The following is a 13074-nucleotide window of genomic DNA, read 5'->3' as shown; positions in this document are numbered from 1 at the left end:
GAGTAACTGTCTCCGGAGTGCCGGGCGCTGCTGCGCCCGGCATTTCGCATTCACCTTCCGGCGTCTGCGAACTCTTTGCGCCACGAGCCGAAGTCGATGTCCGGTGACCCGAACTCCTCCAGCCAGTCCACGAACCGGACCCCGTACTTCCGGCCGCCCTCATCGAGGATCTCGTCCGCCTCCTCCTCGGTGGGCGGGGTCAGGCCGAACGTCTCCTTCAGCCAGGCCACGTATGCCTCGTGTCCGGGACTGTGCTCCTCCTCGGGGTCCGCCTCGCGCTCCTCGTCCCAGGCGGTGAACCACTCGTCGTCCATCGCGAGCAGCCGGAACAGGTCACGCAGCCCCTCGATGACATCGAGGTCGCCCTCGTCGCCGAAGCGGATGACGGGAAGCGTGGCGGGGTCGGTGCGATCGTCGCAGTGCCACAGGGCGTAGAACGAGCCGGAGCCGGTGGCCTGCGCGAAGGGAGTGAGCCGGTCGAGGTGGCCTCGGACCTCCTCTTCCCGTCCCTCCAGGCACAGCCACTCCAGCAGGCCGGCGTCGGGTCGGTCGTAGACGTAGAACTCGAACCCGTCCGAGAAGGCGTCCTCTCCGGGACCGTCGGAGAAGTCCTTGAGCAGGTTCAGTTCGGGTATGGGCGAGTAGGCATCGGTCATAGTGGCTGACGCTATCGCCGGGCACTGACAACGAAGGCCGCCCTCGTCCCTCGCTCAGAAGCCTCCCCCGTCGAACCCGCCCCCACCTCCGAAGTCCCCGCCCCCGAACCCTCCGCCGTCGAAGCCCCCGCCGAAGTCCCCGCTGTCGAAGTCCGCCCCGGAGACGTCGCCGCCCTCGTAGCCCCCGCCGCCGTAGCCGTACCCCGCGCCGTAGTCGGCCGCGTAGGCCGGGCTGGCCATCAGGGAGCCCAGCATCGTGCCGACGAGGAGGCCGGGGAGGAGGCCGCCGCCGAAGTAGCCGCCGGCCCAGGGGCCGTAGGCCGGGCCCGCCTCCCAGTACGGGCGGCGGCCCTGGTCGGTGTCGACCTCGCGGATCACGGGGTCGCGGCCCTCGGACAGACGGGTGCGGTCGGCCGCGCAGACCGGGACCTCGCGGGCGGCGCCGCCGGGTGGCGTCCAGGTCTCGTCGGCCACCGCCGGACCGTGCCGCGGGTCGAAGAAGCAGGGCGGTCGCCGCTCCGGCAGGGGCCGGTGCTCCCGGCGGGCGGCCAGCTGGGTGAGGGAGAACCGGCCGTCCTCCAGGGCTTGGGTGACCGCCTTGACCTCCTCCGGCCTTCGGGCGGAGTCCATCAGGCGTTTCGCCTGGTCGTAGGTGTCCAGGGCACGTTCGTAGTCCGCGCGCATCGCGTCGTCGGCGCCGGGCTCCGCCGGATGGAAGTCCAGGCGGTCGAGTTCCTCGCCGAACGCGGTGATGTCCTCGTCGACGACGACCCGCAGCTTCTCCAGCGCCGCCCGCTGCTCCGCCTCGTGGCGCCGCCGGTTGCGCCGGACCAGCGCGTAGGCGCCCGCGCCGCCCGCCGCCAGCACCGCGCCCGCGGCGATCAGGCCGCTGACATCCACGCCCGAGCCACCGCCGTCGCTCCAGCTGGCCGGCGCCGTGCCGCGCACATTGCGCAGTGCCGAGTCGACGAAGTCATTGAGCTGGGCCTTGGGGTCGCCCGCGCTCTGCACCGAGCCGACCAGGTTGTTCACCGCCCGCTGCGGCATCACCGAGGCGTCGGCCGCCCCGTCGAACCGGTCGCCGACGCGGACGCCGTACAGGCCGGTGACACCGGTCTCGGTACGGAGGTTCAGCAGGAGCTTCTCGGTCGGCTGGTCGGCCGGGAGGACGGCGACGAAGACCGGCTTGTCCGCGTCCTCGATCTTGTCGGCGAGCGCCTCGGCGTCGGCCGACGACAGCTGGTCCGAGGCGGCGGGGTCCACATACACGGGACCGTCGCGCAGCGCCTCGGCGACCTGTGAGAGGTCCGTGGCCGCATGTGCGCCGGGCGCGCCGGCCAGGAGCACCGCCGCGGTCGCGGCGACCGGCACGATCAGCGAGCGCATGAGGCCCCGGACGAGCGGAGTCCTCATACTTCGACGCTACCTGATGGCGCGGGCAAAGGCGCCGGTCGCGGCGGCCGGACCTGACTCATGGTCCATACCTTACTTAGCTCAAGTCTTGAGTTAAGCCTTGACGTGTACACGAGAGCGTCCTTTACTCAGGCCTCGCACGCCCCCAACCCCCACCTCTCAGAAGGGCGTTCCATGAGGAGATCCACTCGGACGCTCGGGCTGCTTCTCTCCGGGCTTCTCATCTCGGCCGGGTTCTCGGCCGCCACCCCCGCCCAGGCCGCGGGCGAGCAGGTCACCGCCTGGCTCACCACGACGGACGACTCCGGCGGGCGCCATGTGACCCGCGGGCTCCAGCCGCAGACGCCGTTCGCCTTCCAGGCGGGCTCGGGCGGCGGCGGCGAGAACATCACCGTGGACGAGAACACCCGCTATCAGTCCTTCACCGGCGGCGGCGCCTCCTTCACGGACACCGCCGCCTGGCTGATGGACGGCAGCGGGGCGCTGACGCAGGCCACGCGGGACGAGGCCATGCGCAAGCTGTTCTCTCCGACGGAGGGCATCGGGTTGTCGTTCCTGCGCAATCCGATGGGCGGGTCCGACCTCGCCCGGTTCGGTTACACGTACGACGACGTGGCCTCCGGACAGACGGACCCCGACCTCTCCGAGTTCTCGATCGGCCATGACCTCCAGGACGTCGTACCGCTGACCAAGCAGGCGCGTCAGCTCAACCCCGGCCTCACGGTGATGGCCTCGCCGTGGACCGCCCCCGCCTGGATGAAGGACAACGGGCAGCTCAACGGGGGCTGGCTGAAGGCGGAGTACTACGGGGCGTACGCCTCGTACTTCGTGAAGTACGTGCAGGCCTACCAGGCCCAGGGCATCCCGATCGCGTACGTCACCGCACAGAACGAGCCGACCTGTTGCTCGGGCTATCCCTCGATGAGCTGGAACGCCGGCGGGCTCGCGTACTTCACCAAGAACGAGCTGCTGCCCAAGCTCCAGGCGGCCGGGCTGTCCACCAAGGTGCTCGCGCACGACTGGAACTGGGACACGTACGACGCGTACGCCGCCCAGACCGTGGACGACGCGGCGGTCCGCAGCCACCCGAACTTCGGCGGGATCGCCTGGCACGGCTACGGCGGTGACGTCGCCAAGCAGACGCAGGTGCACAACCAGTATCCGCAGCTGGACGCCTTCGGCACCGAGCACTCGGGCGGCACCTGGATCGCCAACCAGCAGCGCGAGGACATGATGAACATCATCGACTACACCCGGAACTGGGCGAAGTCGGTGACGAAGTGGTCGCTGGCGCTGGACCAGAACCGGGGGCCGCACAACGGTGGCTGCGGGACCTGCGACGGTCTGATCACCGTCCACAACGGCGACTCCCGGCATGGACAGGTCGACTACACCGTCGAGTACTACACGATGGGCCATCTGACGAAGTTCGTGAAGCCGGGGGCACAGCGGATCGCCTCCACCGCGTCCTCGTCCGTGCCGAACGTGGCGTGGCGCAACCCTGATGGCTCCAAGGCGCTGATCGCCTACAACGACGCGTCGAGCGCGAAGACCGTGACGATCAACTGGGGTTCGCAGCACGCCACTTACTCACTGCCGGGCAAGACGTCGGCGACTTTCACCTGGTCGGGCACCCAGACCGAGGGACCCGCGCAGTCCGGGGCGCTGGTGGGGCTCGCGGGCAAGTGCCTTGACGTGGCGGGGGGTTCGACGGCCAATGGGACGGCGGTGCAGCTCTACGACTGCAACGGTTCGGAGGCGCAGCGGTGGAGTGTGCGGGCCGACGGATCGGTGCGGGCGCTGGGGAAGTGCCTGGACGTCACTGCCGGGGCGGTCGCGGACGGGGCGAAGGTGCAGTTGTACGACTGCAATGGTTCGGGGGCGCAGCAGTGGTCGTACAGCGCGTCCAGTGGGGACGTCGTCAATCGCGCGGCCGACAAGTGCCTCGACGTCACGGACAACTCCTCGGTGAACGGGGCGCGGGCACAGATCTGGAGTTGTACGGGGGCCGCGAACCAGAAGTGGCGTCTTCAGTGACGGATCAGGTGTACGGCTGGCCGACGCCCAGCAGGTTGCCCTCGCTGTCGTGGAACCAGGCGGCGCGCTCCCCGCGGAAGCCCTTGCTCGGGTAGTGCCCCTCGATGTCGGCGATGCCGTCGACGGTGCGCAGGCCGGGCACGTCGACCTCCTCGAACTCGACACCGCGCCGCCTGAGTTCCGTGACCACCGCCTCGACGTCCTCGACCTGCCAGCCCATCTGGGTGAAGGTCCCGGGGGAGGCTCCCGTCGACTGGTACACGGCGAATTCCGTGTCCCCGGCCCGGTACAGCAGTCCGCCGGGCCGTTCGTCGACGGGCTCCAGGCCGAGCTTCTCGGCGTAGAAGCGCCGGGCCCGCTCCAGGTCCTGGGCGGGCAGCCGGGTCGCCGTCCGCCCCAGGGCCAGGAATTTCCTTGCGTCCATGTCCTTGTCGTCCATGGCTCCACTGTGCCGTGGACGACGGCGGCGGGGCGGCGGCGACGTCCGTTCGGCCTACTCCGCCGGCGTCACCCCGGCCCGCAGCAAGCCGTACGTGTACGCGTCCTCCAGCGCCTGCCAGGACGCCGCGATGACGTTCTCGGCCACGCCCACCGTGGACCACTCCCCCGCGCCGTCGGACGTGGAGATCAGGACGCGGGTGGTGGACTGGGTGCCGTGGACGCCCTCCAGGATGCGGACCTTGTAGTCGACGAGGTCGAGCTTGGCGAGCTGGGGGTAGATCTTTTCCAGGGCGACGCGGAGGGAGCGGTCGAGGGCGTTGACGGGGCCGTTGCCCTCGGCCGTGGCGACGATGCGCTCGCCCTTGGCGAAGAGCTTGACCGTGGCCTCGTTGGCGTGGGTGCCGTCGGGGCGGTCCTCGACGATCGCCCGCCAGGACTCGACCTGGAAGTAGCTGAGGGGCTTGCCCTCGACCTCGGCGCGCAGGAGGAGTTCGAAGCTCGCGTCGGCCGCCTCGTAGGTGTAGCCCTTGAGCTCGCGTTCCTTGACGCGTTCCACCACCCGGCCGACCAGCTCGCGGTCGCCGCCGAGGTCGATGCCGAGTTCCTTGCCCTTGAGCTCGATGGAGGCGCGGCCGGCCATGTCGGAGACCAGCATGCGCATGGTGTTGCCGACCTGCTCGGGGTCGATGTGCTGGTACAGGTCCGGGTCGACCTTGATCGCGGAGGCGTGCAGACCGGCCTTGTGCGCGAAGGCGGAGACGCCGACGTAGGGCTGGTGGGTGGAGGGGGTGAGGTTCACGACCTCGGCGATGGCGTGCGAGATGCGGGTCATCTCCGCCAGGTGGCCGTCGGGGAGGACCTTCTTGCCGTACTTCAGCTCCAGGGCCGCGACCACCGGGAACAGGTTGGCGTTGCCCACGCGCTCGCCGTAGCCGTTGGCCGTGCACTGGACGTGGGTCGCGCCCGCGTCGACCGCGGCGAGGGTGTTGGCGACCGCGCAGCCGGTGTCGTCCTGGGCGTGGATGCCGAGGCGGGCGCCGGTGTCGGCGAGGACGGTGGAGACGACGGCCTGGATCTGGGCGGGGAGCATGCCGCCGTTGGTGTCGCAGAGGATGACGACGTCGGCGCCGGCCTCCGAGGCCGTACGGACCACGGATTTCGCGTACTCGGGGTTGGCGCGGTAGCCGTCGAAGAAGTGCTCGCAGTCGACGAAGACCCGGCGGCCCTGCTCACGGAGGTACGACACCGTGTCGCGGACCATTTCCAGGTTCTCGTCCAGGGTGGTGCGCAGGGCCAGCTCGACATGGCGGTCGTGCGACTTCGCGACGAGGGTGATCACCGGGGCGCCGGACGCCAGGAGCGCGTTGACCTGTGGGTCCTCGGCCGCCTTGCCGCCCGCTCGCCGGGTCGCGCCGAAGGCGACCAGCTGGGCGTGCTTGAAGTCGATCTCCTGCTGGGCGCGCGCGAAGAACTCGGTGTCACGCGGGTTGGCACCGGGCCAGCCGCCCTCGATGAAGCCCACACCGAACTCGTCCAGGTGCCGTGCGATGGCCAGCTTGTCCGCGACCGTGAGGTTGATGCCCTCCCGCTGCGCGCCGTCGCGCAGGGTGGTGTCGAAGACGTGGAACGAATCGTCGAGCTCGCTGGTTGCGGTCATGGTGTCAAGGCTCCTGCTGTTGGATCCCGTTGGATCGCGGTCTTTACCGGAATGACCGGCTCCACCGTCCTCCTATGATCCCTCGCGCTCTGCTTCCGGCTGAAGGTGGGCCAGAAAAGCGAAAAACCCCTCGCGGGTGCGAGAGGTCTGCGCGCGGGTCGAGGACGACGGTGTCCACCCGTACCTGGTCGTACGTGGTGGTCACTGCGGACCGGCGCGCCTGCTGCCAATAATCATGGCGAACGAGAGCACGGGGGAAGTCTGGCACAGACCGCCCCCGGGCTCACCGTCCGTCTCAGGATGCGAGCACTGCGTTGATCATCGCAGTCGGCGCAGGAAGCCGTCGCCCACGCCGTTGGTGTCCCCGGGGACCAGGTCGGGCGCGGTCGAGGTGAAGGACAGCAGACGGCCGTCGCGGGTGAAGGCGCTGGGTGCGGCATAGCCCTCGGGCTGCGGTCCGCCGGTGAGGGTGCGGGTGACGAGTTCGGTGCGGTCGGTGCGCAGGTCCCGCACATAGACGTTCTCGATGGTCGGTTCCTCGCCCAGCGGGGTCGTGGTGTGGAAGGCGAGCCTGCGGCCGTCGGGGCTGAGGACGCCGGCGCCGAGCCCGCCCTTGCCCTCGTGGGTCACCCACCGGGTCTTCCCCGTGCGGCGGTCGTAGAGGTACAGCTCCCAGGTGTACGGCGGTGGCCCGGGGACCGTGCTCTCGTCGAAGGAGGAGTACGCGACGAGGCTGCCGTCCGCGGAGAGCGAGGCGCCCACGGGTGAACCGTTGGTGGGGTCGCCCTCGGGTGTGGCGTTCACCAGTTTCTGCTCACCGGTCCGCAGGTCGGCGAGCCACAGCTCGTGGCGTCCGCCGCGCGGGTGGCGCTGCACATAGGCCAGGTGGCTGCCGTCGGCGCTCAGGGCGAGGCTGAAGACGTACCAGTCGGACGGGATGTGGTCGCTGATCCGCTTGACGGCGCCGGTGCGGCGGTCGAGGACGTAGGCGACGTTCTGGTTGTTCGGGTCGCCCTCCATCCGCTGCGAGGAGCCGTCGAAGGCGATGTAGCGGCCGTCCGCGGACATGTCCAGGTTGTCGAACACCCAGGCCGACCCGCCGTCCGGGGCGACGCTCACCCGTTCCGTGCGGCCGGTGCGGCGGTCGTGGACATAGACGTCGCTCGGGTTCCGGGGCGGTTCGGCCCAGTCGACGAGGTTGGTCGCCGAGGAGTCGAAGGCGACATAGCGGCCGTCTGCGCTGATCCGCGCGTAGGAACTGGAGCCGTCCGCCTGCGTCCCGTCCGACGCCACGTTGATCCGTTCGACGGTGCCCCGGCGCAGGTCCCGGACGAACACGTCGGTCCGCTCGTTGGTGTCGCCGGGCACCACCTGGGAGTCCCCGGTGACGAACACGGCATAGCGTCCGTCGGCACTGAGTCCCGGGCCGCCCGTCCCCTTCTGGAGCTGCTCCCCGGTCGAGGAAAGCGTGATGCGCTCGGTCCGCGGCGTCGTCGGCGCCGGGGCCGCGGAGGTCCCCGACAGGATGACCATCGCCCCCGCGAGCACGGCGACGGCTGTCCCCCGCATGGTTGTGAACAAGATTCCCCCTGTTGTTGCGTGTGTTGCGTGTGGTCTGTCCTGGTCCGGCGGGTTCATCGTCCCGTTCGCCGGAAGACGTCGGACACGCCGTTCGTGTCGTCGGGTACGACGTCCGTGTCGGCCGTGGAGTAGACGACCGCACGGCCCTTGTCGGATATCGCCCCTTCGACGGCGCTGCCATGGCCCACGTAGGCCTGGCGTCCGCCGTGGAGGTCGCGCAGCCACAGGTCCTGCTGCCCGTCCTGGAGCAGGACCCGGCGCCCGTCCGGGCTGACGGCCCGTACGTCGGCGTCGGGGAAGTGCTGGACGCGGCCGGTGCGCAGGTCCCGTATGTACGAGCCGTCCGCCGAGTCCATCGCCAGCGTGCGGCCGTTGGCGCTCAGCTGGACGACGGTGGAGCGGGTGTCGTCGTCGGCCTCGGTCTGGGTGCCGGCGGTGCGGTCGGCGACCCACACGTCGCCGCTGCCGTTGTCCTGGTAGGCGATGTATCGGCCGTCGCCGCTGATGGACGGGTCGTCCATGTCCCGTGCGGAATCGGCCGGGCCCGCGCTGACCGTCTCGCGGGTGCCGGTGACCCGGTCGTAGAGGTCGATCCGGGTCGGGAACTGCGGGTGCCCGGACCAGCGGTAGGCGATGTAGCGGCCGTCCGCGCTGATGGCGGGCGCGTAGGTGCTGTCAGCGCCGCTGCCCTCCCCGACCCGGATGCGGTCGCCCGTGCTCAGGTCGGTCAGGAAGACATGGATGTTGCGGCTGCCCCAGTCGATGTACGTGGCGTAGCGGCCGTCGGCGCTGAGTTCGGGCGTGCTGAGCGCTCGCTCGATCTTGGTGAGATGGCCTGTTCTCAGGTCACGGATGTAGGAGTAGGTGCCCGGATGGGTGATGCCCTCGGGCACGAGGTTGGTCGCCGAGGAACGGAAGCCGACGAAGCGGCCGTTCGGCGTGATCATCGCGGCGGTGGAGGCGCCGTCGGCCTGGGTGCCGTCGGCGGCGGTGCTGATCCGTTCGGTGTGCGGGGCGGGCGCGGCGGCCGCGGTCGTCGCGGTGAGCGCGAGCAGCAGCGCCGCGGCTAAGGAAACTCCGGACACCCGTGCGACTTTGGACATGTTCCCCCCTGTGCTCCCCATGGCCCCCCGGCCCGCGCCGAGGGCTCCCCATGAGGCAAACGCACCATCCGCTACAGGGTCAATCCGCAAAATTGCGTACAACCAGGGCGTGGGCTCAGGAGTCCGCGAGGAGGCTGTCGTCCAGGAACTCCCGTACATGGCGCAGAACTTGCGCCCGGTCCGTGCCGCGCAGTCCGATGGCCACATGGATGGAGAAGCCGTCAAGGAGCGCCCGCAGCCGGGCGGCGAAGCGGTCGGGGTCGATCGTGCGGAACTCGCCGTGTGACACCCCCTCCGCCAGCAGCGCGACCAGGTCGCGGTGCCAGGCGCCCTCGATGGCGGCCTGGCGGTCGCGGGCGTCGTCGTCGGCGTTCTGCGAGCGGTTCCAGACCTCCATCCACAGCGTCCAGTGCGGGTCGCGATGGCCCTCGGGGACGTACAGGTCGACGTAGGCGTCGAGCCGCTCGCGGGCGGAGGCGGTGCGGGTCAGCAGCCGGCCGCGCTCGCCGCCGAGCCGGCCCTCGCTCCACTCCAGGGTCCGCAGCAGCAGCTCGTCCTTGGAGTGGAAGTAGTAGAGGAGATGGCCGCTGCTCATCCCGACCTCGCGGCCGAGCGCCGCCATGGTGAGTTTCTCCAGACCGCGCTCGGCGATCATCTCCATGGCGGCGGCGAGGACCTCGTCGCGGGGCGGCGCCTGCCTGCGCCCACCGGCCATCTGTGCTCCTAGATCTTCGGCTGCTGCTGTGTGATGCAGTGGATGCCTCCACCACCCGCGAAGATCGTACGGGCGTCGACGAGCGTCACCGTCCGCTTCGGGAACAGCCGCCGGAAGATACCGGCCGCGATCTCGTCGCGCGGGTCGTCGAAGCCGCAGAGCACGACGCCGCCGTTGCAGAGGTAGTGGTTGATGTAGGAGTAGTCGGCCCAGTGTCCGTCGGCCTCGAGGACGGTGGGCGCCGGGACCTCGACGACCTCCAGGCGGCGGCCCCGCGCGTCGGTCTGCGCCCGCAGCAGTCCGATGACCTCCTTGGTCACCTCGTGGTCGGGGTGGGCGGGGTCGGGCTGAGAGTGGGCCACGACCACGCCGGGGCGGGCGAACGCGGCGACGATGTCGACATGGCCAAGGGTGCCGAAGCCGTACGGCGGATAGTCGCCGGTGAGGCCGCGCGGGAGCCAGATCGCCTTGCGGGTGCCGAGCCTGGCGTGGATCTCGGCCTCGACCTGCTCGCGGGTCCAGCCGGGGTTGCGACCCGCGCCGAGCTGGACGGTGTCGGTGAGAAGCACCGTGCCCTCGCCGTCGACGTGGATCGCGCCGCCCTCGTTGACCAGCGGCGAGGACAGCACCGGTACCCCGGCCAGGTCCGCGACATGGCGGGCGATCTTGGAGTCGTTCTCCCAGCGGGCCCAGCCCTGGGCGCCCCAGCCGTTGAACACCCAGTCCACCGCGGCCAGTTGACGACCGTCGCTGACGAAGGTCGGGCCGATGTCGCGCATCCACGCGTCGTCGAGCTCCCGCTCCGCCAGGTCGATGTCCGGGCCGAGCAGCGCACGCGCCGACTCGCCCTGCCCAGGCCCGTGCACCATCGTCACCGGCTCGAAGCGGCGGACGGCGCGGGCGACGGACGCCCAGGCCAGCCTGGCGGCCATGAGGTCCTCGGCGTCCTCGAAGGTCGCGTTCGGCCCCGGCCAGGCCATCCAGGTGCGCTCGTGCGGGGCCCATTCGGGGGGCATGCGGTAGGTCATCAGCAGTCCTAGAGGAAGTAGAGGCGGTTCAGGGCGACCGAGTCGGCCGGCTGTGAGCGCAGGGGTTCGCCGTCGAGGGTCACCAGGCCGGTGCGCTGGTCGACATCGACCGTTCCGGTACGGGAGTTCAGGCGCAGATCCGCCGGTCCGATGCCGCGCGTGCCGCGCACGGCGACCCTGCGGCGCCGGGTCGGCATGGTGTCGTGGCCCTGGTCGAGGGCGGCCCGGGCCACGAAGGCGACGGAGAGGTCGGCGGGGGTGGCGCCGTACGACCCGAACTGCGGGCCCAGGACGAGGGGTTCGCAGGTGTCGGTGGCGGCGTTCGGGTCGCCGGTCACGCCGTACGCCGGGAAACCGGACTTGAGGACAAGCTGCGGCTTGGCGCCGAAGTACTCCGGCCGCCACAGCACGATGTCGGCGAGCTTGCCGACCTCCAGCGACCCCACCTCGTGGGCGAGGCCGTGGGCGATGGCCGGGTTGAGGGTCAGCTTGGCCATGTAGCGCAGGACGCGCTCGTTGTCGTGGCTGTCGTCCGGGGCGCCGAACTCGGCCTTCATCTTCCCGGCCATCGCGAAGGTGCGGCGCACGGTCTCGCCGGCCCGTCCCATGCCCTGCGCGTCGGACGAGGTGATGCCGATCGCGCCCAGGTCGTGCAGCACGTCCTCGGCGCCCATGGTCCCGGCGCGGATGCGGTCGCGGGCCATGGCGGCGTCGCCGGGCAGGTCGGTCTTCAGGTCGTGGACGGAGACGATCATGCCGTAGTGCTCGGCGACGGCGTCCCGCCCGAAGGGCAGGGTGGGGTTGGTGGAGGAGCCGATGACGTTCGGCACGCCGGCCATCTTCAGCACGTTCGGGACGTGTCCGCCGCCGCAGCCCTCGATGTGGAAGGCGTGGATGGTGCGCCCCTCCAGGACCCGCAAGGTGTCCTCCACCGACAGGCATTCGTTCAGCCCGTCGCTGTGCAGGGCGACCTGGACGTCGTGCTCCTCGGCGACCCGCAGGGCCGTGTCCAGCGCCCGGGTGTGGGCGCCCATGTCCTCGTGCACCTTGAAGCCGGACGCGCCGCCCTCGGCGAGGGCCTCCACCAAGGGGGCCTGGTCGGAGGACGAACCCCGGCCCAGGAAGCCGATGTTGACCGGCCAGGCGTCGAAGGCGTTGAAGGCGTGCCGCAGCGCCCAGGGCGAGTTGACGCCGACGCCCCACACCGGCCCGAACTCCTGCCCGATGATCGTGGTCACCCCGGAGGCGAGCGACGCCTCCATGACGCGCGGCGACAGCAGATGGACGTGGGTGTCGACGGCCCCGGCGGTGGCGATGAGCCCCTCGCCGGACACGATGGACGTGCCCGTGCCGACGACGACGTCGACCCCGTCGAGGGTGTCGGGGTTCCCGGCCCGCCCGATCGAGCAGATCCGGCCCTCCCTGATGCCGATGGAGACCTTGCGGATCCCGAGGGCCGCGTCGATCACCACGACATTGCTGATCACGACGTCACAGGTGTCCCGGACGGCGGCGGCCTTGAGGTGCAGCCCGTCCCGGGCGGTCTTGCCGAACCCGGCGAGGAACTCGTCGCCGTAGCGCTGCGAGTCCTCCTCGACCCGGATCGTCAGCCCGGAGTCGCCGAGCCGGACACGGTCGCCGGCGCGGGGGCCATGGGTGGCGGCGTACTCGTACGGGTTCACTGCTCGACTCCCAGATATCCGCAGGCGGCGGCCCTGCGCAGGGCCTCTTCCTTCACCCCCGGCGCGTCCAGCGCCCCGTCGACGAGACCGGCGAACCCGACGGCGATCCGGTCACCCCCGATCGGTATGAGCCCGACCTCCACGCCCTCCCCCGGCCCGAACCGCACGGACGACCCGGCGGGCACGGCGAGCCGCATCCCGTAGGCCGTCGCGCGGTCGAAGTCGAGTCGCGGGTTGGCCTCGAAGAAGTGGAAGTGCGAGGTGACGGAGACGGGCACGGTGGCGGTGTTGACGACCGTCAGCCTTACGTCCGCCTCCGGCTCGGCGTGCCGCGGGCCCGGCAGCAGCGCGCCAGGGGCCTCGGGGCCGAGCCCGCCGCCGAGCGGATCGGACACGACCGCGAGCCGTGAGCCGTCGTCGAAGACCGCCTCCACATGCACCTCGGTGACGACGTCCGCGACGCCCGGCAGGACATCGTCCGGGCCGAGCACACCGCGCGCCCGCTCGATCGCCTCGGCGAGCCGCGCCCCGTCCCGGGCGGCCTCGCACACGGTGTCCGCGATGACCGCGGTCGCCTCGGGCACGTTCAGCCTGAGCCCTCTGGCCCGGCGTGCCCGGGCCAGTTCGGCGGCTCCGAAGAGCAGCAGCCGGTCACGTTCCGTGGGGGTCAGTCTCACGACGCGGCACCTCCTTGCAGACTCGACTTTAGAGCATCACTCTAAACATGAAATTCCACCGACCGAAAGGTTGACAGCAAACCT

At 70.7% G+C, this 13074-nt stretch carries 11 protein-coding genes; 1 reads left to right on the top strand and 10 read right to left on the bottom strand.

All coding sequences use genetic code 11. From position 1 onward, the window contains the following. Window positions 1-50: 50 nt before the first annotated feature. Together IE325_RS28435 and IE325_RS28430 are read right to left on the bottom strand one after the other, a co-directional pair. The gene (locus IE325_RS28435; protein WP_190072951.1) at window positions 51-656 is read right to left on the bottom strand and encodes a hypothetical protein; all 606 of its coding nucleotides are present in this window, start codon (window positions 654-656) and stop codon (window positions 51-53) included. Between the two features lie 54 nt (window positions 657-710). Further along, entirely contained in the window at window positions 711-2069 is a 1359-nt protein-coding gene (locus IE325_RS28430) for a hypothetical protein (RefSeq protein WP_190072950.1), read from the bottom strand. Between the two features lie 174 nt (window positions 2070-2243). Here IE325_RS28430 and IE325_RS28425 point away from each other — a divergent pair, with 174 nt between their 5' ends. Beyond that, window positions 2244-4106 carry a lectin gene (locus tag IE325_RS28425; RefSeq protein ID WP_190072949.1) on the top strand — a complete coding sequence of 621 codons (1863 nt, stop codon included), beginning with the start codon at window positions 2244-2246 and terminating at the stop codon, window positions 4104-4106. A 4-nt stretch (window positions 4107-4110) separates the two neighbouring features. Here the strand turns inward: IE325_RS28425 and IE325_RS28420 are convergent, their stop codons facing one another. The 8 genes from IE325_RS28420 to ureA all read right to left on the bottom strand — a co-directional run bounded on the left by IE325_RS28420 (window position 4111) and on the right by ureA (window position 12990). Then, complete coding sequence (locus IE325_RS28420) at window positions 4111-4545, bottom strand: VOC family protein (RefSeq protein ID WP_229912094.1); 435 nt, start codon at window positions 4543-4545, stop codon at window positions 4111-4113. A 54-nt stretch (window positions 4546-4599) separates the two neighbouring features. After that, a complete protein-coding gene (cimA, locus tag IE325_RS28415) occupies window positions 4600-6204 on the bottom strand; it encodes a citramalate synthase (protein ID WP_190072948.1) in 1605 nt (534 codons plus the stop codon). 318 nt (window positions 6205-6522) lie between these two features. Continuing rightward, window positions 6523-7773, bottom strand: a complete 1251-nt coding sequence (locus IE325_RS28410; RefSeq protein ID WP_190072947.1) for a TolB family protein — start codon at window positions 7771-7773, stop codon at window positions 6523-6525. Between the two features lie 65 nt (window positions 7774-7838). Continuing rightward, a complete protein-coding gene (locus tag IE325_RS28405) occupies window positions 7839-8870 on the bottom strand; it encodes a TolB family protein (RefSeq protein WP_229912093.1) in 1032 nt (343 codons plus the stop codon). 133 nt (window positions 8871-9003) lie between these two features. Continuing rightward, entirely contained in the window at window positions 9004-9603 is a 600-nt protein-coding gene (locus IE325_RS28400; protein ID WP_190072945.1) for a TetR/AcrR family transcriptional regulator, read from the bottom strand. Between the two features lie 8 nt (window positions 9604-9611). Further along, complete coding sequence (locus IE325_RS28395) at window positions 9612-10631, bottom strand: agmatine deiminase family protein (protein WP_190072944.1); 1020 nt, start codon at window positions 10629-10631, stop codon at window positions 9612-9614. Between the two features lie 8 nt (window positions 10632-10639). Beyond that, window positions 10640-12313: an urease subunit alpha gene (locus tag IE325_RS28390; RefSeq protein ID WP_190072943.1), complete on the bottom strand. Its 1674-nt coding sequence runs from the start codon at window positions 12311-12313 to the stop codon at window positions 10640-10642. After that, on the bottom strand, window positions 12310-12990 hold the full coding sequence (gene ureA / locus IE325_RS28385; RefSeq protein ID WP_190072942.1) for an urease subunit gamma: 681 nt from the start codon (window positions 12988-12990) through the stop codon (window positions 12310-12312). Before ureA ends, IE325_RS28390 begins: the two co-directional genes overlap by 4 nt. Between the last annotated feature and the right edge of the window lie 84 nt (window positions 12991-13074).

The organism is Streptomyces lanatus (assembly GCF_014655715.1).
GTDB lineage: Bacteria > Actinomycetota > Actinomycetes > Streptomycetales > Streptomycetaceae > Streptomyces > Streptomyces lanatus.
The sequence above is the reverse complement of the archived record's forward strand: the minus strand, read 5'-3'. Positions and strand labels throughout refer to the sequence as shown.

Coding starts and splice junctions, on each gene's coding strand:
- IE325_RS28435 (WP_190072951.1), bottom strand. CDS start 656: ATGACCGATGCCTACTCGCCCATACCCGAACTGAACCTGCTCAAGGAC.
- IE325_RS28430 (WP_190072950.1), bottom strand. CDS start 2,069: ATGAGGACTCCGCTCGTCCGGGGCCTCATGCGCTCGCTGATCGTGCCG.
- IE325_RS28425 (WP_190072949.1), top strand. CDS start 2,244: ATGAGGAGATCCACTCGGACGCTCGGGCTGCTTCTCTCCGGGCTTCTC.
- IE325_RS28420 (WP_229912094.1), bottom strand. CDS start 4,545: ATGGACGACAAGGACATGGACGCAAGGAAATTCCTGGCCCTGGGGCGG.
- cimA (WP_190072948.1), bottom strand. CDS start 6,204: ATGACCGCAACCAGCGAGCTCGACGATTCGTTCCACGTCTTCGACACC.
- IE325_RS28410 (WP_190072947.1), bottom strand. CDS start 7,773: ATGCGGGGGACAGCCGTCGCCGTGCTCGCGGGGGCGATGGTCATCCTG.
- IE325_RS28400 (WP_190072945.1), bottom strand. CDS start 9,603: ATGGCCGGTGGGCGCAGGCAGGCGCCGCCCCGCGACGAGGTCCTCGCC.
- IE325_RS28395 (WP_190072944.1), bottom strand. CDS start 10,631: ATGACCTACCGCATGCCCCCCGAATGGGCCCCGCACGAGCGCACCTGG.